Below are 23,156 nucleotides of genomic sequence, written 5' to 3'. Positions count from 1 at the left end.
GCACGAGGAAGACATGGCTCTGGCACGCGCGGCCGTCCTGGGATCACCGGTGGCCCATTCGCTCTCCCCGGTCCTGCACACCGCGGCCTACGCGGCGATGGGGCTCGACGACTGGTCCTACGGCCTGTTCGAGTGCGACGAGAAGGGACTGGCGCCCTTCCTGGACGGTCTCGGCCCCGAGTGGCGCGGCCTGTCGCTGACCATGCCGCTCAAGCGGCGGGCCCTGGACCTGGCCGACGAGGTCACCGACCTGGCCCGCCAGGTCGGCGGCGCCAACACCCTGGTGCCCCGCGGCGGGGGCTGGGCGGCCCACAACACCGACGTCACCGGGATCGCCACGGCCCTGACCGAGGCCGGTGCCGGTGCGCCCCGCCACGTGGTGGTCCTGGGGGCCGGTGCGACCGCCGCCTCCGCGCTGGCGGCCCTGTGCGAGCTGGGAGTGAGCGCGCCGGTCACGGTTCTGGCCAGGGACACCGGCCGGGCGGGCGAGGTCGCCGACGCCGCGCGCCGACTCGGTCATCCACTGGAGGTCGCCCCGCTGGCCGATCTCCACGCCCACCTCGACGTGGACCTGGTGGTCTCGTCGCTGCCCTCGGGCGCGGCCGACCACTACACCGAGCACCTGGCCGCCTCCCGCGCCGACCTGTTCGACGTGGTGTACGCGCCCTGGCCCACCCGGGCGGCGGAGGCCGTCGCCGCGCGGGGCGGCCGCGTGGTGGGCGGCTTCCCCATGCTCCTGCACCAGGCCGTGGCACAGGTGCGCCTGATGACCGGTGCCGACGACGTCCCCGTGGCAGCGATGCGCGCCGCGGGCGAGGCCGAACTGGAGCGTCGCGCAGCCGCCGCCTGAGCGGTCCGGGTGTTCTCGCGGTACTGGTATAGTCGGAACGTATCGACTTGGTCCGGCGTGTTCACACGTCGGAGCCGCAAGCGGAGATGATCCTCCCACCTGCCGGGTCCTGCCCGTGTAGGTCCCGGTCCGGTGATCGAGCGCGTCGCGTTCTGTTCACGGGGTGCCCCGACCGGGGCGCCCGGTGGGTGTGACGTCCGTCATCGGGAACAATCGGCTGGATCACCCCGCTTGCACATGCTGGCGGGGTTTTCGTTTTGCGCTGACCCCGACGCGGCCCCGGAGCTCGACGGAGCACGAGCGAACGGGCCTAACAGACCGTCCACCGCCTGGCGGACGGTCGGTCCCAGGTAATCGAGAAAGCTAGGGAGGGGTCTCATCAGCGCCGAGCCCCGCATCAATGACCGCATCCGGGTGCCCGAGGTCCGTCTCGTCGGACCCAACGGTGAGCAGGTCGGAATCGTCTCCGTGCAGGACGCCCTGCGTCTGGCCCAGGAGTCCGACCTCGACCTCGTCGAGGTCGCCCCGACCGCGCGCCCGCCGGTCGCCAAGCTGATGGACTACGGCAAGTTCAAGTACGAGTCCGCGGTCAAGGCCCGTGAGTCGCGCAAGAACCAGTCGAACACGATCATCAAGGAGATCAAGCTCCGCCCGAAGATCGATCCGCACGACTACGAGACCAAGAAGGGTCACGTCGTCCGGTTCCTCAAGAGCGGGGACAAGGTCAAGGTGACGATCATGTTCCGCGGTCGCGAGCAGTCCCGCCCCGAGCTGGGTCGCCGGCTGCTGGCGCGACTGGCCGAGGACGTCCAGGACCTCGGCACCGTCGAGTCCCAGCCCAAGCAGGACGGCCGCAACATGGTCATGGTGATCGGCCCGCACAAGCGGCGGTCCGAGCACAAGGCCGAGGCCCGCGCCGCGGCGGGCGACAAGACCCGCCGCGAGCAGCGCGAACAGGCGTAACGGCGCCCGGGGAAGTCCCCCACCGCCCGGACCGCCGCGCAGGCGGAACCGGGCGGTGGGGTGGGCTGTGCGCGATCGGCCCGGATGCGTCGGAACCGGCGCGCGGGGCCCCGCCATAGCAGGGGAAGAACAGCGTCACCCGCCCAGAGCGGGTGACGCGCCGACGGAGTAGGAGACGACGGCGACATGCCGAAGAACAAGTCCCACAGTGGAGCCAAGGACCGTTTCAAGGTCACCGGCTCCGGCAAGATCATGCGCCGCCGTGCCAACAAGAACCACATCCTTGAGCACAAGACCTCCAAGCGCAAGCGCAAGCTGGGCAACGAGGCCGAACTGGCTCCCGCGGACACCAAGAGCATCAAGAAGCTCCTGGGTAGGTAGCACCCGGAACTTCCCTCCTCCCGAGCGTGCCCGTGCGACCGACCGCGCGTCGGTGCACAGACGGCACCCGGAGGACACCCACCTGAAGCGAACACGGGCCGCCTGGACCAGTCCTGGCCGGACCGGTCGGCGCGCCGTGCGCGCCGGATTTGAGACTACGAGGGAGTCACTGTGGCACGCGTGAAGCGGGCTCTCAACGCCAAGAAGAAGCGCAAGGTCGTTCTCGACCGGGCCAGCGGATACCGCGGGCAGCGCTCGCGCCTGTACCGCAAGGCCAAGGAGCAGATGCTCCACTCGATGACCTACTCCTACCGGGACCGCAAGGACCGCAAGGGGCAGTTCCGTCGTCTGTGGATCCAGCGCATCAACGCGGCCTCCCGCGCCAACGGCCTGACCTACAACCGCCTCATGCAGGGCCTGAAGCTGGCCGGCATCGAGGTCGACCGCCGCATGCTGGCGGAGCTGGCCGTGAACGACGAGGCCGCCTTCGCGGCCCTGGTCGAGCAGGCCAAGAAGGCCCTTCCGGCCACCCCGGCCGCCGCCTAGGGCGATCGAGGCGAGAGACAACAGCGAGTAGCGATGGCGAGCCACGAGTTCACGAGTATCCGGTCACCCAGGATCAAGGGGGTTCGGCGGCTCGCCAAGCGCACCTTCCGCCAACGTGAGCGGCGCTTCCTCGCGGAAGGGCCGCAGGCCGTGCGGGAGGCTCTGGCCGCCGTCGACGGCGGCCGCGACGGGCGGTCCCCCTATGGTGGGACCGCCCTCGGCGTCGTGGAGGTCTTCGCCACCGCGGAGGCCGCCCAGCGCCACCTGGACCTGGTGGACGCCGCCCACGCCGCGGGCGTCCCCACCCACCGCGTCAGCCTCGACGTGATGTCCGAGCTGGCCCAGACCGTCACTCCGCAGGGGATCATCGCGCTCTGCGAGTTCGTCGACGTCCCCCTCGACCAGGTCGGCGACGTCCGCTTGGCGGTCGTGCTCTCCCACGTACGCGACCCCGGCAACGCGGGAACCGTTCTGCGGACCGCCGACGCCGCGGGAGCCGACGTGGTGATCTTCACCGACGCCTCCGTCGACCCCTACAACGGCAAGTGCGTGCGCGCCTCCGCCGGCAGCCTGTTCCACCTTCCCGTCGTGGTGGGTGTGCCGGTCAGCGCCGCGGTGGAGTTCCTGCGCGGCCGCGGGGCCCGGGTGTGGGCCGCCGACGGCGGCGGCCCCAAGGACCTGCACCAGGTCGCCGACGGCGGCGACCTGGACGGACCCGTGGGCTGGGTGTTCGGCAACGAGGCCTGGGGCCTGCCCGAGGACGTGGTCCGCCAGACCGACGGCGCGGTCAGCGTGCCGATCTACGGCGGGGCCGAAAGCCTGAATCTGGCCACCGCTGCGGCGGTGTGCCTGTACACCACCGCTCGGCAGCAGCGCAGCGCCTGAGCGGGACCGGAGCGGGCCGTCGTACCCCGTGCGGCCCACGACAGCGACCACGAGTCGCGGACGGAATGTCCGGAACACCAGGGCACGAACGCCGTGGACCGATAGGCTCGGCGATGTCCCGGGTCGCCCATGCGGGGCACGGGTCGGATGGCGCGCGTCGACCCGTGTCGCGGGTACGGGGCTGCGTCCGTCCGCGGAGAACGGGCAGGCTGGGCAGCACGTGAGAGCAGGCGGGCCCCGAACGGCCGTGTTCGCTGCCTCCGGGTTGCCGTGCGCGCACGGAGTGCCTATACGCTCGTCCCCTGCCGGACGGTCCCGACCCGGGCCGCAAGGCGTACCAGGTGGAAGTGCAGGGTAGATCACCTGCGGTGGCGTCCACGGGCGTGTGGTGGATGTGATCGGTCAGCGGTCCTCGGCCCAGGAGCCTGCGGTCGTGGACCTTCAAGGGGAGCGGGGAGAGGCGTGGGCGGCGGCCGACAGGGGGATCACCCGGAGGGTGACCCGGGCGGGGGGACGGCGCACTCCGCGGACGAACCCCGAGCCGGGCACGGGCCCGCCGTACCCGGTTCCGCCGACGGATCGGCCCCCCTTCCCCCGGCGCCTCCGACGACCCCCGTGCACGCCGTGGCCGACCCGCCCTCCGCCGCCCTGTGGGACGTCGAGGGCGCGTCCAGCCACCTCGGAGGCGGTCCCCTGCACGCCGACGACCTGCCGGACGGCGTCCTCGTCGCCGACGCGCGCGGACGTGTCGTGCTCTTCAACGCGGTGGCGGCCCACCTGACCGGAGTTCCCGCCGAGGCCGCGCTCGGCCGCGACTTCCGCACCGCGCTGCCACTGGTCGGCCTCGACGGCCACGACTGGTGGGAGGCGACCGACCCCTACGGCGGGGCCCGCGACCGCGTGCGCCAGTCCGAGCGCTCGCTCTTCCTGCCCGACGAGCGCGAGATCCTCGTGGCCACCCGCTACGTACGGGCCCGGCCCCAGGGCGAGCTCGTCCGCCTGGTCGTCACGCTGCGCGACGCCGCCGCCCGGGCCGAACGCAGCCGCGCCGACCTGGTCTCGGAGGTCGCCCACGAACTGCGCTCGCCCCTGACCAGCGTCAAGGGCTTCACCTCCACCCTGCTCGCCAAGTGGGAACGGCTCACGGACAAGCAGAAGCTGTTCATGCTGGAGACGGTCAACGCCGACGCCGACCGTGTCACCCGCCTCATCCACGACCTCCTGGACGTGTCCCGGATCGAGTCGGGCCGCCTGGAGGTGCGCCGCCAGGTCGTCGACCTCGCCGAGGCCGTGCGCCGGGTCGTGGCCGGGCGCGTCGCCGCGGGCGAGCCCGAGGAGCGCTTCCGCGTCGAGACCCGCGGCGAGCTCCCGCAGCTGTGGCTGGACGCCGACAAGATCGAGCAGATCCTGCTCAACCTGGTGGAAAACGGTGTGCGGCACGGCGCTGGTACTGTCAGTATCGTGATCGAGCCGTGTGAGGGAGGAGCAGCGGTGTCGGTGCGCGACGAGGGCCAGGGCATTGCACCTGAGACCATTCCGCGCGTCTTCCGCCAGTTCTGGCGCAGCAAGCGCCGGAGCGGGACCGGCCTCGGCCTGTTCATCGTCAAGGGCCTCGTCGAGGCCCACGGCGGTACGATCACCGTCGGACGCGCCCCCAGCGGCGGCGCCGAGTTCCGATTTACCATGCCCGCCGGGACACCCGAGTTCGTCTGAGTCCCTCAGACCCTTCGGCCCCGGTGGGCTCACGCGTCGTGTCCCGGCCGGTCACCTGTCCCGGGCACGCCCGCAACCCGCCTGTGCTTGTCCTGTCGGCTTCGTCCGCCCCGTGCGGACCGTGACTGCCGTCCACCCCCGCGGGGTGCGGCGGCGAGGCAACCAACCATGTCTGCACCGAACAATTCCTTCGATCCGGTCGAGGTGACCCCCCTGCACCCCGACGAGGTCGCCCGTATGCGCGAGGAGGCCCTGGCCGCCATCGAGGCCGCGGCCGACCTCGCCGAACTCAAGGAGGTCCGGCTCGCGCACGCCTCCGACCGCTCTCCGCTGGCCCTGGCCAACCGGGAGATCGGCGCCCTGCCCCCGGCCGCCAAGGCCGACGCGGGCAAGCGCGTGGGCGGGGCCCGCCGCGACGTCGGCCAGGCCCTCAAGGCCCGCCAGGCCGTCCTGGAGGCCGAACGCGACGAGCGCGTCCTGGTGGAGGAGCGGGTCGACGTCACCCTGCCCTGGGACCGGGCGCCGCGCGGCGCGCGCCACCCGCTGACGACCGTGGCCGAGCGCATGGCCGACATCTTCGTCGGCATGGGCTTCGAGATCTCCGAAGGGCCGGAGATCGAGGCGGAGTGGTTCAACTTCGACGCCCTCAACTTCCTGCCCGACCACCCGGCCCGCACCATGCAGGACACGTTCTTCGTGGAGAGCCCCGACGGCGGCGAGACCGGACTGGTCATGCGCACGCACACCTCGCCGGTCCAGGTGCGCTCGCTGCTCACCCGAGAACTGCCCGTGTACGTGGTCGCGCCGGGCAAGACGTTCCGCACCGACGAGCTCGACGCCACGCACAGCCCGGTCTTCCACCAGCTCGAAGGGCTGGTCGTGGACAAGGGCATCACTCTGGCGCACCTGCGCGGGGCCATCGACGCCTTCGTCGGGGGCATGTTCGGCGAGGGCCTGCGGACGCGCTTCCGCGCCTCCTACTTCCCCTTCACGGAGCCGTCCGCCGAGGTGGACATGGAGTGCTTCGTGTGCCGGGGCGCGTCCGTGGGCGACCCCGACGCGCCGTGCCGCACCTGCTCCAGCGAGGGCTGGATCGAGATCGGCGGCTGCGGCGTGGTCAACCCGCGTGTGCTCACCGCCGCCGGGGTCGACCCCGACGTCTACAGCGGCTGGGCCTTCGGCCTGGGAATCGAACGGACACTGATGTTCGCGCACGGCGTGCGCGACATGCACGACATGGTCGAGGGCGACATCCGCTTCACCTCGGCGTTCGGGAGTGAGAACTGATGCGCGTCCCCCTGACCTGGCTCCGGGAGTACGTCGACCTTCCGGCCGACGTCACCGCCCGCGACCTGGCCGCGAAGCTGACCCTGGCCGGTCTGGAGGTCGAGACCGTCGACGAGCTCGGCGCCGACCTGACCGGACCCCTCGTCTTCGGCCGCGTGCTGGAGATCGAGGAGCTCGAAGGCTTCAAGAAGCCCATCCGCTACTGCAAGGTGGACGTCGCGGAGGCCAACGGCACCGGTGAGCCCCAGGAGATCGTCTGCGGTGCCCGCAACTTCTCCGAGGGCGACCTGGTCGTCGTGGTCCTGCCCGGCGGCGTGCTCCCCGGCGGATTCAGCATCGGCGCCCGCAAGACCTACGGCCGGATGTCGGCGGGCATGATCTGCTCCGCCACCGAACTGGGCCTGTGGGAGGACCACGCGGGCATCGTGGTCCTGCCCGAGGGCTTCGGCGCGGTCGGCGAGGACGCCATCGGCCCGCTGGGCCTGCGCGAGGACGTGCTGGACATCGCCGTCACCCCCGACCGGGGCTACGCACTGTCGATGCGCGGTGTGGCACGCGACACCGCGGCCCTGTACGGGGTCGCCTTCCACGACCCCGCGGGGATCGCGGTCGCCGCGCCCGCCGGCGAGGGCCACCCCGCCACCGTCGACCCCGCCGTGTGCGACGGCTACGTCCTGCGCGGCGTCAGCGGGTTCGATCCCGACGCGCCCTCCCCCCTGTGGATGAAGCGCCGCCTCGCCCACAGCGGTGTGCGTCCCATCTCCCTGGCCGTCGACGTCACCAACTACGTGATGCTCGAACTCGGCCAGCCGCTGCACGCCTGGGACCGCGACCGGCTCAAGGGCGGCCTGCGGGTGCGCCCCGCCGCCCAGGGGGAGAAGCTGGAGACCCTCGACCACGTCCAGCGCGTCCTGGACACCGACGACATCGTCATCGCGGACGAGAGCGGGCCGGTCAACATCGCCGGCGTCATGGGCGGACTGACCACGGAGATCTCCCTGACCAGCACCTCGGTGCTGATCGAGGCCGCGCACTTCGAGGCCATGCACATCGCCCGCGCCTCGCGCCGCCACCAGCTGTCCTCGGAGTCCTCCCGCCGCTTCGAACGCGGTATCGACTCCGCCGTGCAGGCGGCGGCCGCCACGCGCGCGGTCCGGCTGCTCGCCGAGCTGGGCGGGGCGCACGTGGAGGACGCCTACACCCACATCGACGAGTCCGCGCCCCGCGGGCCCATCACCCTGCGCGCCTCCCACCCGGGCGACGTGGCGGGCGTGGACTACCCCGAGGGCACCGCGCGCACATGGCTGGAACGGATCGGCTGCGCCGTCGAGGCCCAGGGGGAGGAGTTGGCGGTCACCCCGCCCACCTGGCGTCCCGACCTCACCGACCCCAACGACCTCGCGGAGGAGGTCATCCGGTTCGAGGGCTACGAGAACATCCCCTCGATCCCGCCCCGGGCCCCCGCCGGGCGCGGCCTGACCCGGAGCCAGCGGCTGCGCCGCACCCTCGGCCGGGTCCTGGCCGACACCGGGTACAACGAGGTGCTCAGCTACCCGTTCGTGAGCGAGGCCGACCTCGACGGGCTCCAGCTGGAGGACGACGACGCCCGCAGGACGAGCCTGCGCCTGGCCAACCCGCTCAACGAGCAGGAGCCGCTGCTGCGGACCACACTGCTGCCCGGCCTGTTCAAGGCCCTGGCCCGCAACGTGGGCCGGGGGTTCACCGACGTCGCCCTGTTCGAGATGGGTCTGGTCTACCGCCCCAAGCCGGGCGCCACCCGCGCCCCTCTGCTGCCCGTCGACCGCGGACCCAGCGCCGAGGAGCTCCGCCAGATCGACGCCGCCGTCCCCGACCAGCCGCGCCGTGTCGGCGCCGTGCTGGCCGGGAGCGCCGAGCGCGCGGGCTGGTGGGGTCCGGGCCGCCCGGCCACCTGGGCCGACGCGGTCCAGGCCGCCCGGGAGATCGCCCGGACCGCCGGGGTCGAGCTGGAGGTCGAGGCCGACCGGCACGCGCCCTGGCACCCGGGCCGGTGCGCCGCGCTGTACGTGCGCGTGGACGGTGAGCGCCTGCTCGTCGGCCACGCGGGCGAACTGCACCCGCGCACCGTGAAGGCGTTCGGGCTGCCCGAGCGGACCTGCGCCATGGAGGTCGAGATCGACCGGATCGAGCGCGCGCGGGGCGGCGACACCGCTCCGACGGTCTCCACCTACCCGGTGGCGACGCAGGACGTGGCCCTGGTCGTGGACGAGTCGGTGCCGGTGGGAGCGGTCGGCGACGCACTGGCCGAGGGTGCGGGTGAGCTGCTGGAGAGCGTGCGGCTGTTCGACGTCTACACGGGCGAGCAGGTCGGGGAGGGCCGCAAGTCGGCCGCCTTCACCCTGCGGTTCCGGGCCGGGGACCGGACGCTGACCGCCGAGGAGGCGGGCGCGGCGCGCGACGCGGCCGTCGCGCTGGCGGCCGAGCGCACCGGGGCGACCCTGCGCGGCTGACACACGGCGCACGGACCGAAGCGCAGCGGAGGTCCAGAGAGGTACAGCGAGGGCACCGACGGGGTTCTGGAGGGTCCATAGGTGGGAGCGTGAGGAACGAGCGTTCTCGCCGGAGTGGCCCGAAGGTTCCCGTGCTCAAGGCGCACGGACCGAAGCGCAGCGGAGGTCCAGAGAGGTACAGCGAGGGCACCGACGGGGTTCTGGAGGGTCCATAGGTGGGAGCGTGAGGCACGAGCGTTCACGCCGGAGTGGCCCGAAGGTTCCCGTGCTCAAGGCGCACGGACCGAAGCGCAGCGGAGATCCAGAGAGGTACAGCGAGGGCGCCGACGGGGTTCTGGAGGGTCCGTAGGTGGGAGCGTGAGGCACGAGCGTTCACGCCGGAGTGGCCCGAAGGTTCCCGTGCTCAAGGCGCCCGAGCCCACGGCGGGGCCGGTTCTCCAGGTGTGGGGACCGGCCCCGCCGTCATGTGTGAAGAACATGCTACGGGTGGCCCTCCGACCCCCTCTCAGACGTCAAAGGTCCGATCTATGACCTGGGTTCCCCAACTATTTTTCAGCGCGTTCTTGCTGCGTAGACGGGGTTTTGCGGTGCTTCACGGAGGGTAGTCGGCATGAAGTTTGGGTTTCGGGGCATGAAGGGTCGTTTTGGCTCTTGCTGAGGAGGTGCTCGTGAGCTTAGCCTGCAATCACCTGCTGAGGACTGGGCGCCCGGTGCAGAGGCAGGCAACCTGAGTTTTCCGCTGCGCTGCTGCGCAAGACACGGCTCGGAGGTCGCCATATGACCGAAACGGTTGTCTCGTCCGCGCTCGCTCCCAGGGACCACCGGGAGCCCAACCGCCTGTGGCACACGTTCTGCGATATGAACGCCGTGGCCCGGGGCCCTGAGTTCGTCGTCGCCAGAGGCGAGGGTGTATGGCTGTGGGACGAGTCCGGCGACCGCTACCTGGACGGCACCGCCAGTCTCTGGTACTGCAATGTGGGACACGGTCGCCGGGAGATCGCGGACGCGGTCTACCGCCAGATGACCACCCTTGACGCCTACACCGTCTACGGGGACTTCTCCAACGCCCCGGCCAGGGACCTGAGCGAGCGGCTGGCCTCGCACGCACCGGTCGTCGACCCCCGGGTGATCCTCACCTGCGGGGGAGGGGAGTCCATCGACACCGCAGCCAAGCTGGCGCGGCGGTACTGGAACGTACTGGGCCGTCCCGAGCGCACCCACCTGATCAGCCGCACCGGCGGGTACCACGGGCTGAACGGCTTCGGCACGAGCATCATCGGCATGGAGCGCTTCCGGACCGGCTACGGCAAGCTCGTCGAGGACACCTCCGTCGTCCCGCACGACTCCGCGGCCGCGCTGGAGGCCGAGATCCTACGGGTCGGACCGGAGCGGGTCGCGGCGTACTTCGCCGAACCGGTGATCGGGGCCGGCGGCGTCTTCCTCCCCGAGGACGGCTACTTCACCGAGGTCGCCCGGATCTGCGAGAAGTACGGTGTGCTGTTCATCGTGGACAGTGTCATCTGCGGCTTCGCGCGCATGGGCAACTGGTTCGGCATCGAGCGCTTCGGTGTCAGCCCGGACATGATCGTCTTCGCCAAGGGCGTCTCCAGCGGGTACCTGCCGCTGGGCGGTGTCGTGGTCAGCGGTCGGGTGGCCGACCCGTTCTGGAACCAGGCGGGCAACCCGTTCATGCACGGGACGACCTACGCCGGACACCCGGCGGGCTGCGCCGCGGCGATGGCCAACCTCGACATCCTGGAGCGCGAGGACCTGTTCACGGTGTCGCTGGAGGTCGAGCGCCACCTGGACGCGGCCCTGCGCACGCTGGCCGACCACCCGCTGGTGGCCGAGGTGCGTTCCGGGATGGGCGTCATGGGAGCCGTGGAACTCACCGACGAGGCGCTGGACGACCTGGGGATCACCACGGCGGAGGTGTTCGCCGAGGCGCGCGCCCGCGGCGTCATCCTGCGCCCCGTGCCCCGGGCCATGCTGGTCTCGCCGCCGCTGATCATCACCTGGGAGCAGATCGACCACTTGGTCTCCACACTCGCGGCGGCACTGGACGCCGTCGCCGCCCGCCACGGAGCGGCGGCCGTCAGGTTCTGAGGACGGGTCGGGGCCGGCCATGCCGGGGGCGTGGCCGGACCCGGCCCGAAGAAGAGACAGCGTTCCGCTCCACCGGGGCCCCGAGACGGCAGGGCTCGGGCGCGCCCGTGTGACGGGCTTCTGCGGACCGGCGTCGTCCCCCGCGGGCCCGGCGACCCCCAGGACCGTTCGGACGATCAGCCTGTGCGCTCGGCCCGGAACCGCGGAGGGTGGCGGAGGGAGGCCGACCACCGTTGGAACGATGTGACGTTTGTCCATGGCCCCGCTTCCCCGCCATCGAGTAATGTTTGCTGGGAAGATTCTTCGGATGGGTGAGGTGCCGGGAGGTATCCGCCGGGCGACGGGGGCGGCCATGACCATGCAGCACGACGAGCCAGGAGCGGGCACGGAGGCGGTCGAGCTCAGCGACGACGACCTCATCACGGCCTGGGGCCTGGTCCACGAGGCGATGAGCGCGCTCCAGCCCAAGCTGTTGGGCGGGATCACGCCCGATGGCAGGGATATGGCGGGACCCTGGTTCGAGGTCCTCATCCGCCTGCAGCGCACGCCCGGTCACCGGCTGCCCATGAGTCGGCTCGCCCGCGAGGTCAGTCTGAGCACCGGCGGGTTCACCAAGCTCGCCGACCGCCTCGAACGCGAGGGCTACCTGGAGCGATCCAACTGCGCCGAGGACCGGCGCGTGGTGTACGCGGTCCTGACCGAGCCGGGTCTGGCCTTCATCCGCGAGGTGCGCGCCAAGCACGTCGACCGGTTGCGCGAGCACGTCCAGGGCCCGCTCGGGGTCGAGGGAGTTCGACGGCTCGCCGCCACCGCCCGTACGCTGCGTGACAGTGCGTGCGATTGAGTCCGTCCGCAGTTGGCGACCCTCCGTAGCCGAAATGCCTCTTTCCTCCGCGCGGGCCCCGTCCGAAAGCGTGGACAGGACCACACACACCGCCGTTCCCGTGTAAGTTGGCGGGAGTTCGCGCGTCCCATGCGGGGTGGACCGCGGGGGCACCGAGGTTCCGGGGGGAATGATGAGACTGTTCAGCACTGCCGCGCAGCTGAGGCCGATCCCCCGGTCCACGCGCTTCGCCAACGGCGGTGTCTCCTTCTGGTTCCGCGACATCGGAGCGCCCGAGCGCCGCGACCCCCTCCCGGGCGACGCCGAGTACGACGTGTGCGTGGTCGGAGCCGGTTACTCCGGCCTGTGGACCGCCTACTACCTGAAGAAGGCCCAGCCCGATCTGCGCGTCGCGATCCTCGAACGTGAGTTCGCCGGTTTCGGCGCCTCGGGTCGTAACGGAGGGTGGCTCTCGGCCGAGTTCGCGGGCTCCCGCGAGCGCTACGCCCAGTCACACGGCAAGTCGTCGATGATCGCCCTGCAGCGCGCGATGATGAACACCGTCGACGAGGTCGCGACCGTCGCCCGCGACGAGGGCATCGATGCCGACATCGTGCGGGGCGGCATGCGTCTGGTCGCCACCAACGCGGCCCAGCGCGCTCGCCTGGCCGAGGAGATCGAGTACCTGCAGGAGTGGGGCTACTGGCCCGACGACATCCACCTGCTGGAGCCCGACCACGAACCCCGCCTGTCCGTCGCGGGCGCCGTGGCCGCCGCCTATTCGCCGCACGCCGCTCGCGTGCACCCCGCCAAGCTCGTCACAGGTCTGGCCCGGGTCGTGGAAGGGCTCGGAGTGGACCTCTTCGAGGGCACCGCGGTCCAGGAGATCCGGCCCCGCGAGGGCACCGCTTCCCCCGCGGTCGTCACCGACCACGGCACCGTGCGCGCCGAGCACGTGATCCGCGCGACCGAGGGCTTCACCTCGACCCTGCGCGGCCACAAGCGCGAGGTGCTGCCGATGAACTCCTCCATGATCGCCACCGAGCCGCTCTCCGACGACCTCTGGGAGAAGATCGGCTGGGAGGGCCGCGAGGTCCTGGGCGACTCCGCGCACTCCTACGTCTACGCCCAGCGCACCGCCGACGGCCGCATCGCCATCGGCGGGCGCGGTGTGCCCTACCGCTTCGGCTCGGCCCAGGACGACGACGGCGCCACCCAGCCCCAGGCGATCGTGGAGCTGTGGCAGGCCCTCGTCCGGCTGTTCCCCGACGCCTCGGAGGTCCCGGTCGAACACGCCTGGTCCGGTGTCCTGGGGGTGCCGCGCGACTGGTGCCCCAGCGTGCACCTGGACGCCGGATCCGGTGTGGGCTGGGCCGGCGGCTACGTCGGCAGCGGCGTGGCCACGAGCAACCTGGCCGGGCGCACCCTGTGCGACCTGGTGCTGGGACGTGAGACCGAACTGACCCGCCTGCCCTGGGTGGGCCACCAGGCCCGCGGCTGGGAGCCCGAGCCCCTGCGCTGGGTGGGCACCCAGATGATCTACGGCCTGTACCGCACCGCCGACCGCCGCGAGTCCAAGACGTCGGAGGACAAGGCCCACACCTCCCGCTTCGCCGGTCTGGCCACGCGCATCGCGGGCCGCTGACCGCACCCCCACACATCCCGCCTCGGCGGGGTGCACGCCATCCTGGTTGCATAAACTTGCAGAGGCATGCATGATAGTCCAGTCAGGATTCAGGAGGGGGAGCGGCACCATGGGATACAGCGCGGCGATCGCCGGAGCAAGCGGCTACGCGGGAGGCGAGCTGCTCCGTCTGCTGCTCGGCCACCCCGAGATCGAGATCGGCACCCTCACCGCCGGAAGCAACGCCGGCACCCCGCTGATCCAGCACCAGCCGCACCTGCTGCCGCTCGCCGACCGCGTCCTGGCCCCCACCACCGTCGAGGAACTGCGCGGCCACGACGTCGTCTACCTCGCCCTCCCGCACGGCCAGTCCGCCGACATCGCCCAGCAGCTCGGCGACGACGTCCTCGTCGTGGACTGCGGAGCCGACTTCCGGCTCAACGACGCCTCCGCCTGGGAACGGTTCTACGGTACGCCCCACGCCGGCACCTGGCCCTATGGTCTGCCCGAACTCCCCGGCCAGCGCGACCGACTCGCCGGGGCCCGACGCGTCGCCGTCCCCGGCTGCCACGTCACCGTCGCCACCCTCGCGCTCTTCCCCGGCCTGGCCGAGCAGCTCGTCGAGCCGGACCTGACCGTCGTCGCCGTCACCGGCACCTCCGGCGCGGGCAAGGCACCCAAGCCCAACCTCATCGGCAGCGAGATCATGGGTGCCCTGAGCCCCTACGGCGTCGGCGGCACCCACCGGCACAACCCCGAGATCGTGCAGAACCTCACCTCCGTCACAGGCGAGCCGGTCAAGCTGTCCTTCACCCCGGTCCTGGCGCCCCTGCCGCGCGGCATCCTCGCCACCTGCACCGCCCCCCTCAAACCCGGCGTCACCGCCGCCCAGGTCCGCGCCGCCTACGAGACCACCTACGCCGACGAGACCTTCACCCGCCTGCTGCCCGAGGGCACCTGGCCCAGCACCGCCATGACGCTGGCCGCCAACACCACCCTCCTCCAGGTCACCGTGGACGCCGACGCCGGACGCATGGTCGTCGTCGCCGCCCTGGACAACCTCACCAAGGGCACCGCCGGCGGCGCCGTGCAGAGCACCAACATCGCCCTCGGCCTGCCCGAGGAGACCGGCCTCCCGCTCGCCGCCGTCGCCCCCTGATCCCCGGACCACGGCGCTCCCGCGAACGGTTCCACCCAGCCGTGACCCCTGGGGAACAGAGGCATGTGGTTCCCCTCTCCGGCACCGCAGGGGGTCTGTCCGGCCCCACCGGCTTCGCCCTCCGCCACCACAGGGGGGTCGACGCCGCACAAGACGGCACGGCTGAACCCGAGGGGGGTAAGGGTGGCCGTCCAACCCACCCCGACCACAGGGGGGTTGGTCGGGCCAGAGCAGGAAGGACTGCGCCGCAGGCGTCCGTTGAGGGTGGTGGCGGGCGACGGCGCGGGCACGAGCGGAGGCCCAAAGAAAGCACAGGTGTGAGGGGCGCGCCGGTGCCTGCAGAAGCGACGACGAAGGCCCCGGCGTGAAGCGCCCCGAACACAGAAAGGCATCACCGTGAGTGTCACCGCTCCCCGCGGCTTCAGAGCCGCGGGCGTCGCCGCGGGTACCAGGGACGGCCGGGCCCGGGACGTCGCCGTCGTCATCAACGACGGACCCTCCCGGGCCGCCGCCGCGGTGTTCACCCCCGACGACTCCGCCGCCCCGGTCCTGTGGTCGCGCCAGGTCGCCTCGGGTCACCGCGTGCGCGCCGCCGTCCTGGCCTCCGGCGGAGCCAACGCCGGCGCCGGCCCGCTCGGCTTCCAGGACGTCCACGCCCAAGCCGAGCACGCGGCCGGCGAGCTCGACGACTCCGCCGCGGAGATCGTCGTGTGCGCCTGCGGAGACCCCGGGACGCGCCCACCCCTGGACTCCCTGCGCCGGGGCACGGCCGAGGCCGTCGCCGAGGCCTCCCGGGGCGGGGGACTGGCCGCCGCCGACGCCCTGCGCACCACCGACACCGTCGCCAAGATCGTCTTCCGGCGCGGCGACGGCTACACGATCGGGGCCATGGCCAAGGGCCCCGACCCCTCGGTCTCCAGCGTCCTGGCCGTCCTGACCACCGACGCCGACCTCACCGGGCCGCAGTGCGAGCGCCTGCTGGCTCCGGCCGTCGCCAAGGCCTTCGCGCCGCTGGGCGCCACCAACGACACGGTGCTGCTCATGGCCAGCGGAGCCGCCGGCACGGTCCCCGACGAGGAGGGGTTCGCCGCACTGCTGACCGACGTGTGCGCCGACCTGGCGGCCCAGATCGCCGCCGACCCCTCGACCCCAGCACACTCCCATGACCCCGCGGAAGGCCCATGATCGCGCGCTCCGACACACCCTCAGAAGACCAGGCCCAGGCCATCGACAAGGCCGCCAACCTCATCGAGGCGCTGCCCTGGCTGTCCCGCTTCCACGGCCGCACCGTCGTGGTCAAGTACGGCGGCAATGCCATGATCAGCGAGGAGCTGCGGGTCCGCTTCGCCGAGTCCATCGTCTTCTTGCACTACGCGGGCCTGCGCCCCGTCGTCGTGCACGGCGGCGGCCCCCAGATCAGCGCCCAGCTCGACCGCGCCGGAGTGGAGTCCACCTTCACCGCCGGTCTGCGGGTGACCACCGACGAGGCCATGGACATCGTCCGTATGGTCCTGACGGGGCAGGTCAACCGGGAGATCGTCGGCCTGGTCAACCAGCACGGGCCGTTCGCGGTCGGCATGTCCGGCGAGGACGCCAACCTCCTGTACGCCGAGCGCAAGTCCGTCACCGTCGACGGTGAGGACCTGGACATCGGACGCGTCGGCGAGGTCACCGAGGTCAGCCCCGGCGCCGTCGCCGCGCTCATCGCCGACGGCCGCATCCCCGTCGTCTCCAGCGTCGCCCGCGCCGACGACGGCGGCGTGTACAACGTCAACGCCGACACCGCGGCCGCCGCGCTGGCCGTCGCCCTGGGCGCCAGCAAGCTCATCATGCTCACCGACGTCGAGGGCCTGTTCGCCGACTACCCGGCCAACACCGAGCTCATCAGCCGCCTCAACGTCGAGGAGCTGCGCGGCCTGCTGCCCTCGCTCTCGGCGGGCATGGTGCCCAAGATGGAGGCCTGTCTGGCCGCCGTCGAGGGCGGGGTTCCCCAGGCCCACATCATCGACGGCCGCGTGCCGCACTCCCTGCTCCTGGAGGTCTTCACCGACCGCGGCGTCGGCACCATGGTCGCCGACGAGGAACTGGAGGCGGCCCTGCTCGCCGGCAACGGCCACTACCCGCGCCCCTGGCGCGCCACCGACCACCGCACCGACACACCCACCGGAGGCTCCCAGTGACCAGTAGCGACCTGCGCGAGCGCTTCGCCGCCGCGCTCATGCCCAACTACGGCGTCCCGCCCGTGGCCCTGACCCTGGGCCGCGGCTGCGAGGTCTACGACGCCGACGGCCGCCAGTACCTCGACCTCATCGCCGGGATCGCCGTGTCCAGCCTCGGACACGGACACCCCGCGCTGGTCAAGGCGATCGCCCACCAGGCCGCCACCCTGGCCCACACCAGCAACCTCTTCGTGCACGAGCGCGAGATCCAGCTCGCCGAACGCCTGATCGGCCTCCTGGGCGGCGACGCCAAGGTGTTCTTCGGCAACTCCGGCACCGAGGCCAACGAGGCCGCCCTCAAACTGGTCAAGCGCGCCGCCGGGCCCGGTCGGCACTACTTCGTCGCCGCCACCCACGGCTTCCACGGCCGCACCTCCGGCGCCCTCGCCCTGACCGGCAAGGACGCCATCCGCGAGCCCTTCGGGCCCTTCGGGATGGACGTGCGCTTCGTCCCCCATGGAGACGCGGACGCCCTCGCCGAGGCCGTCGACGAGCACTGCGTCGCCGTGTTCACCGAGCCCGTCCAGGGTGAGGCCGGCGTCGTGACCGCTGACGACGGCTACCTCGCGCAGGTCCGCCGGATCTGCGACGAGGCCGACGCCGCCTTCGTTCTGGACGAGATCCAGAGCGGCATCGGCCGCACCGGCCACTGGTTCGCCCACCAGACCGAGGGTGTGCGTCCCGACGTCCTCACCCTCGCCAAGGGCCTCGGCGGCGGTCTGCCCATCGGCGCCACCGTCGGGTTCGGGCGCTACGCCGACGCCTTCCACAAGGGCGACCACGGCTCCACGTTCGGCGGCAACCCGGTCGCCTGCGCCGCCGCACTGGCCGTCATCGACACCATCGAGGAGGAGGGCCTGCTCGCCCACACCTCCGTCATGGGCGACCTGCTCGCCGAACAGATCGAGGGCATCGACCACTCCCTCCTGGCGGGCCAGCGCGGCGTCGGCCTGTGGCGCGCCCTGGTCCTGACCGGGCCCCACGCCGCGCACGTCCAGGAGCAGGCCGCCGTCCGCGGCTTCCTCGTCAACGCGGTGGCCCCCGACGCCGTCCGGCTCGCTCCGCCCCTGGTCATCACACCCGAGCAGATCGGTGTGTTCATCGAAGCCCTGCCGACCATCCTGGACGCCGCGGAGGCCGCCGCGAGCAAGGAGAGCACGTCATGACCCGGCACTGCCTGCGCGACGACGACCTCACCCCCGCCGAACAGGCCAGGGTGCTCGACCTCGCGGACGCCATGAAGAAGGACCCCTTCGGCCGGCGGCCCCTGGCCGGGCCCCGCACCGTCGCCCTGATCTTCGACAAGCCCTCCACCCGCACCCGCCTGTCCTTCAGCGTGGGCGTGACCGACCTCGGCGGCGCCCCCCTGGTCCTGGACTCCTCCAGCACCCAGATGGGCCGGGGCGAACCCCTGGCCGACACCGCCCGAGTCCTGGAGCGCCAGGTCGCCGCCGTGGTCTGGCGCACCTTCGCCCAGAGCGACATCCGGACCCTGGCCGACCACATCTCCGTGCCCGTGGTCAACTCGCTCACCGACGCCTTCCACCCCTGCCAGATCCTCGCCGACCTGCAGACGGTCCGCGAACACAAGGGCGCACTGGCCGGGCTCACGCTCGCCTACCTCGGCGACGGCGCCAACAACATGGCCCACTCCTACCTGCTCGGCGGCGCCACCGCCGGACTGCACGTGCGCGTCGGCGCGCCCGAGGGCTACCATCCCGACCCCGACGTGCTCGCCCGCGCGGCCGCGATCGCCGAGCGGACCGGTGGTTCGGTCGGCGTCACCACCGACCCCCGCGAGGCCGCCGACGGCGCGGACGTCCTGGCCACCGACACCTGGGTCTCGATGGGCCAGGAGGACGAGGCGGCGGACCGCGAGGCGCCCTTCCGCCCCTACATCATCGACGAGGCGCTCCTGGGCGCCGCCCGCACCGAGGCGATCGTCCTGCACTGCCTGCCCGCCTACCGCGGCAAGGAGATCAGCGCCGGCGTCATCGACGGCCCCCGGAGCGTGGTCTGGGACGAGGCGGAGAACCGCCGCCACGCGCAGAAGGCCCTGCTCGCCTTCCTGCTCGAGACCAGTGACGACCCCGGGGCAGGGCGACGATGATGAGTGAGAGCGGTGGAACGGCGCCGATGACCAAGGCGGCCAGACACGCCAGGATCAGCGACGTCCTCACCCGCGAGGACGTGCGGTCCCAGGGCGAGCTGGCCAAGCGCCTGGCCGAGGCCGGCGTCCAGGTCACCCAGGCCACCCTGTCCCGGGACCTGGACGAACTCGGCGCGGTCAAGCTCCGGACCGCCGAGGGCCACCTGGCCTACGTCCTGCCGGGGGAGGGCGGTGAACGGCTGCAGCGCACCCGCCCCGACAGCCTGGACCTGGAACAGGTCTCCGGGGCGCGACTCACCCGGCTGGCCGAGGATCTGCTGGTCTCGGCCGAGGCCTCCGCCAATATGGTCATCGTCCGCACCCCGCCCGGTGCGGCCCAGTACCTGGCCTCGGCCATCGACCACACCGACTTCCACGCCATCCTGGGCACCATCGCGGGCGACGACACCATCATGGTGATCGCCCGCGATCCCCAGGGCGGCGACGAGCTGGCCGCCGCGCTGCTGCGCCTGGCCGACCGCAGGCCGTAGGGGAGCGCGCGCCGCCGCGGGGCGGCCGGCACCACGCCCACACGTACAGCCCAGGGGGAACACCATGTCCGAGCGCGTCGTACTCGCCTACTCCGGAGGGCTCGACACCTCCGTCGCCATCGGCTGGATCGCGGAGGAGACCGGGGCCGAGGTCGTCGCCGTGGCCATCGACTGCGGGCAGGGCGGGGAGGACCTCGACGCCGTCCGCCGCCGCGCACTGGACTGCGGGGCCGTGGAGGCCGTCGTCGCCGACGCCCGTGACGAGTTCGCCGCCGAGTACTGCGTCCCCGCCATCCAGGCCAACGCCCTCTACATGGACCGCTACCCCCTGGTCTCGGCGCTCTCGCGTCCGCTCATCGTCAAGCATCTGGCCGACGCCGCCCGCTACCACGGCGCCACGCACGTCGCCCACGGCTGCACGGGCAAGGGCAACGACCAGGTCCGCTTCGAGGCCGGGCTCGCCGCCCTCTTCCCCGAGCTCAGGGTCCTGGCCCCGGTCCGCGACTCCGGCATGACCCGGGACAGGGCCATCGCCTTCGCCGAGGACAAGGGCCTGCCCATCGACGTCAGCAAGAAGTCGCCCTACTCCATCGACCAGAACCTCTTCGGGCGCGCCGTCGAGACGGGGTTCCTGGAGGACATCTGGAACGGCCCCATCGAGGACGTCTACGACTACACCCGGGACCCGGCCGACTCACGCGAGCCCGACGAACTCGTCATCACCTTCGCCGACGGCGTGCCCACCGGCATCGACGGCCGTGAACTCACCCCGCTGCAGCTCATCGAGGAGATGAACCGCCGCGCCGGCGCCCAGGGCGTGGGCCGCATCGACATGGTCGAGGACCGCCTGGTCGGCATCAAGAGCCGTGAGGTCTACGAGGCGCCCGGCGCCATCGCCCTCATCACCGCCCACCAGGAACTGGAGAACGTCACCGTCGAGCGCGAGCTGGCCCGCTTCAAGCGCGGCGTCGACCAGCGCTGGGGCGAACTCGTCTACGACGGCCTGTGGTTCTCCCCGCTCAAGGACGCGCTCCAGGGCTTCGTCACCGAGGCCAACCGGCACGTGAGCGGCGACATCCGCATGGTCCTGCACGGCGGCCGCGCCGTCGTCACCGGCCGCCGCAGCGAGAGCGCGCTCTACGACTTCGACCTGGCCACCTACGACACCGGCGACACCTACGACCAGAGCGCCGCCCGCGGGTTCATCGACGTGTTCGCCATGCCGGGCAGGATCGCCGGCCGACGCGATCGGCGCACCGCCAGGTAGCGGCGCCACCGCGCCCCGGGTGGCGCGGCCCGACCGCGCCACCCGCCACCCCCCTCGTCCACCATCCCGCTGCACCGAAGGAGAACCACCATGGCCGACCGGCCCGGCAACGACCAGCCAGGCGAGGGCCGGCCCCAGGCCCTGCGCCTGTGGGGCGGCCGCTTCGAGGGCGGCCCCGACCAGGCGCTGGCCCGACTCTCGCTGAGCACGCACTTCGACTGGCGGCTCGCCCGGCACGACATCGCCGGCTCGCGCGCCCACGCCAGGGCCCTGCACCGGGCGGGGCTGCTCACCGCCGACGAGCTCGACGGCATGATCGAGGGCCTGGACCGCCTGGAGGCCGACGTCGCCTCGGGAGCCTTCACCCCCGTCCTGGAGGACGAGGACGTGCACACCGCGCTGGAGCGCGGCTTCATCGAGCGCGTCGGTGCCGACCTGGGCGGGCGCCTGCGCGCCGGGCGCTCGCGCAACGACCAGATCGCCACCCTGGTGCGGATGTACCTGCGAGAGGAGGCCCGCGCCATCGCCGACCAGCTCCTGGACCTGGTCGGCGCGCTCGCCGACCAGGCCGCGGCGCACCCCGGGGCCGCCATGCCCGGCCGCACCCACCTCCAGCACGCCCAGCCGGTGCTGCTCGCGCACCAGCTCATGGCGCACGCCTGGCCGATCATGCGCGACGTCGAGCGCCTGCTCGACTGGGACCGGCGGGCCGCGGTGTCCGCCTACGGTTCGGGCGCGCTGGCCGGGTCCTCGCTGGGCCTGGACCCGCGCGCGGTCGCCGCCGAGCTCGGCTTCCCCGAGTCGGTCGACAACTCCATCGACGGCACCGCGGCCCGCGACGTCGTCGCCGAGTTCTCGTTCGTCACCGCGATGATCGGAGTCGACCTGTCCCGGCTGTCGGAGGAGGTCATCCTCTGGGCGACCAAGGAGTTCTCCTTCGTCACCCTCGACGACGCCTTCTCGACGGGCTCGTCGATCATGCCCCAGAAGAAGAACCCCGACGTCGCCGAACTCGCGCGCGGCAAGGCGGGCCGCCTGATCGGCGACCTCACCGGCCTTCTGAGCACACTCAAGGGACTCCCGCTCGCCTACAACCGCGACCTGCAGGAGGACAAGGAACCGGTGTTCGACGCCGTCGACACCCTCCACCTGCTGCTGCCCGCGATGACTGGGATGGTCGCGACCCTGACCTTCCACACCGACCGCATGGCCGAACTGGCGCCGCAGGGCTTCTCCCTGGCCACCGACATCGCCGAATGGCTGGTCCGCGAGCGCGTGCCCTTCCGGGACGCGCACGAGATCGCCGGCACGTGCGTGCGGGTGTGCGAGGAGCGAGGCATCGACCTGCCCGACCTGACCGACGAGGACTTCGCGGCCATCTCCCCGCACCTGACCCCGGCCGTGCGCGAGGTCCTCACCGTCGAGGGCTCCCTGGCCTCCCGGTCCGGCCGGGGCGGCACCGCGCCGGTCCGCGTGGCCGAACAGCTGGAACGGCTGCGCGCGGGTGCCGCCGAGTACCGCAAGGCGTTCGGATAACACGGGAGCACGTGTCCGGTGGATGCCGCGCCCCGGCGCGGGCGTCCGCACGCCTCAGCCCGGCTCGTGACCGGACCGCCGCACAGGCGCGCACCCACCTCGGGTGCGCGCCTGTGGTGTTCGCGCCCCTCGTGTGCGGAAGGCCCCCGAACGCGTGCCCCGCGCCTGCCCCTACGTGCATGTCGGGCATGTCCACGGCGGGCGCGCCCTCATTTCGCCAATCCCCCCGCGCCCGTGCTGGGAGTGCGATAGCGTCCAGAAACTGCGGGCACTACGCGGCCTCTCCTGTAACGGGATCCCGGTTCTGAAGGGCCGGGCCTTCAGCCCATGTGTCCGGGGACGCCGTTACCAGATCCAGTCATCATCTGGAAGGAGGTGACCTTGATGGCTACGTTGCGTACAGGACCGAAGACCCAGCGGGCCGGGCTTCCTCAGCGGCCTGCTCTGGAATCCGCGTCGTCGGACCACCCCCAGCGGAAGCGGAAGGGCTCCCACACCGGACGGGTGCTCGTCAGGGCCGGGGGCGGTGCCGACACCACCGCCGACGCCGGGCGGGCCGGGATCGGCCACGGGCGCGGTCGCCTGCTCCAGCGCCCGGACGGTTACGCGTACACCACGGGGAAGGAGACGGGCGTTTCCGCTCCGGTCTGACGGCCGGGGTTCGCACG

Annotated in this window: 20 protein-coding genes; all 20 read left to right on the top strand. The window is 72.2% G+C overall.

The annotated features are described in order from the left end of the window. Positions 1-13: 13 nt before the first annotated feature. The 20 genes from M1P99_RS02250 (at position 14) to M1P99_RS02155 (ending at position 23,139) form a co-directional block, all read left to right on the top strand. On the top strand, positions 14-850 hold the full coding sequence (locus tag M1P99_RS02250; RefSeq protein ID WP_304451025.1) for a shikimate dehydrogenase: 837 nt from the start codon (positions 14-16) through the stop codon (positions 848-850). Positions 851-1,228: 378 nt separating this feature from the next. After that, a complete protein-coding gene (infC, locus tag M1P99_RS02245; protein ID WP_082376763.1) occupies positions 1,229-1,813 on the top strand; it encodes a translation initiation factor IF-3 in 585 nt (194 codons plus the stop codon). A gap of 186 nt (positions 1,814-1,999) precedes the next feature. Then, a complete protein-coding gene (rpmI, locus tag M1P99_RS02240) occupies positions 2,000-2,194 on the top strand; it encodes a 50S ribosomal protein L35 (protein WP_304451024.1) in 195 nt (64 codons plus the stop codon). Positions 2,195-2,365: 171 nt separating this feature from the next. After that, positions 2,366-2,740, top strand: a complete 375-nt coding sequence (gene rplT / locus M1P99_RS02235) for a 50S ribosomal protein L20 (RefSeq protein WP_179827896.1) — start codon at positions 2,366-2,368, stop codon at positions 2,738-2,740. 33 nt (positions 2,741-2,773) lie between these two features. Continuing rightward, complete coding sequence (locus M1P99_RS02230) at positions 2,774-3,625, top strand: RNA methyltransferase (protein ID WP_304451023.1); 852 nt, start codon at positions 2,774-2,776, stop codon at positions 3,623-3,625. Between the two features lie 648 nt (positions 3,626-4,273). Continuing rightward, on the top strand, positions 4,274-5,338 hold the full coding sequence (locus M1P99_RS02225) for an ATP-binding protein (RefSeq protein ID WP_304455538.1): 1,065 nt from the start codon (positions 4,274-4,276) through the stop codon (positions 5,336-5,338). A gap of 168 nt (positions 5,339-5,506) precedes the next feature. After that, positions 5,507-6,625 (top strand): phenylalanine--tRNA ligase subunit alpha, encoded by a 1,119-nt coding sequence (gene pheS, locus M1P99_RS02220; RefSeq protein ID WP_304451022.1) that lies wholly within the window; start codon positions 5,507-5,509, stop codon positions 6,623-6,625. Continuing rightward, a complete protein-coding gene (pheT, locus tag M1P99_RS02215; RefSeq protein WP_304451021.1) occupies positions 6,625-9,114 on the top strand; it encodes a phenylalanine--tRNA ligase subunit beta in 2,490 nt (829 codons plus the stop codon). The genes pheS and pheT overlap by 1 nt, the downstream gene beginning before the upstream one ends. 858 nt (positions 9,115-9,972) lie before the next feature. Continuing rightward, positions 9,973-11,220: an aspartate aminotransferase family protein gene (locus M1P99_RS02210; RefSeq protein ID WP_304455537.1), complete on the top strand. Its 1,248-nt coding sequence runs from the start codon at positions 9,973-9,975 to the stop codon at positions 11,218-11,220. A gap of 352 nt (positions 11,221-11,572) precedes the next feature. Further along, positions 11,573-12,064, top strand: coding sequence for a MarR family winged helix-turn-helix transcriptional regulator (locus M1P99_RS02205; RefSeq protein ID WP_304451020.1), 492 nt, complete (start codon positions 11,573-11,575; stop codon positions 12,062-12,064). A gap of 172 nt (positions 12,065-12,236) precedes the next feature. Next, positions 12,237-13,688 carry an FAD-binding oxidoreductase gene (locus tag M1P99_RS02200; RefSeq protein ID WP_304455536.1) on the top strand — a complete coding sequence of 484 codons (1,452 nt, stop codon included), beginning with the start codon at positions 12,237-12,239 and terminating at the stop codon, positions 13,686-13,688. 109 nt (positions 13,689-13,797) lie between these two features. Then, positions 13,798-14,826 carry an N-acetyl-gamma-glutamyl-phosphate reductase gene (gene argC / locus M1P99_RS02195; RefSeq protein ID WP_304451019.1) on the top strand — a complete coding sequence of 343 codons (1,029 nt, stop codon included), beginning with the start codon at positions 13,798-13,800 and terminating at the stop codon, positions 14,824-14,826. Positions 14,827-15,222: 396 nt separating this feature from the next. Then, positions 15,223-16,011, top strand: coding sequence for a bifunctional ornithine acetyltransferase/N-acetylglutamate synthase (locus M1P99_RS02190; RefSeq protein ID WP_304451018.1), 789 nt, complete (start codon positions 15,223-15,225; stop codon positions 16,009-16,011). After that, positions 16,008-17,006 (top strand): acetylglutamate kinase, encoded by a 999-nt coding sequence (gene argB, locus M1P99_RS02185; protein ID WP_304451017.1) that lies wholly within the window; start codon positions 16,008-16,010, stop codon positions 17,004-17,006. Before M1P99_RS02190 ends, argB begins: the two co-directional genes overlap by 4 nt. After that, positions 17,003-18,211 (top strand): acetylornithine transaminase, encoded by a 1,209-nt coding sequence (locus M1P99_RS02180; protein ID WP_304451016.1) that lies wholly within the window; start codon positions 17,003-17,005, stop codon positions 18,209-18,211. Before argB ends, M1P99_RS02180 begins: the two co-directional genes overlap by 4 nt. Further along, positions 18,208-19,155 carry an ornithine carbamoyltransferase gene (gene argF, locus M1P99_RS02175; protein WP_304451015.1) on the top strand — a complete coding sequence of 316 codons (948 nt, stop codon included), beginning with the start codon at positions 18,208-18,210 and terminating at the stop codon, positions 19,153-19,155. Before M1P99_RS02180 ends, argF begins: the two co-directional genes overlap by 4 nt. Then, positions 19,152-19,685, top strand: coding sequence for an arginine repressor (locus M1P99_RS02170; protein WP_053618953.1), 534 nt, complete (start codon positions 19,152-19,154; stop codon positions 19,683-19,685). Before argF ends, M1P99_RS02170 begins: the two co-directional genes overlap by 4 nt. A gap of 64 nt (positions 19,686-19,749) precedes the next feature. Then, a complete protein-coding gene (locus M1P99_RS02165; protein WP_304451014.1) occupies positions 19,750-20,952 on the top strand; it encodes an argininosuccinate synthase in 1,203 nt (400 codons plus the stop codon). 90 nt (positions 20,953-21,042) lie between these two features. Further along, complete coding sequence (gene argH / locus M1P99_RS02160) at positions 21,043-22,488, top strand: argininosuccinate lyase (protein ID WP_304451013.1); 1,446 nt, start codon at positions 21,043-21,045, stop codon at positions 22,486-22,488. Positions 22,489-22,872: 384 nt separating this feature from the next. Continuing rightward, complete coding sequence (locus M1P99_RS02155; RefSeq protein ID WP_304451012.1) at positions 22,873-23,139, top strand: hypothetical protein; 267 nt, start codon at positions 22,873-22,875, stop codon at positions 23,137-23,139. The last annotated feature ends 17 nt before the right edge of the window (positions 23,140-23,156 follow it).

It is taken from the genome of Nocardiopsis sp. YSL2 (genome assembly GCF_030555055.1).
Taxonomy (GTDB): Bacteria; Actinomycetota; Actinomycetes; order Streptosporangiales; family Streptosporangiaceae; genus Nocardiopsis.
The sequence above is the reverse complement of the archived record's forward strand: the minus strand, read 5'-3'. Positions and strand labels throughout refer to the sequence as shown.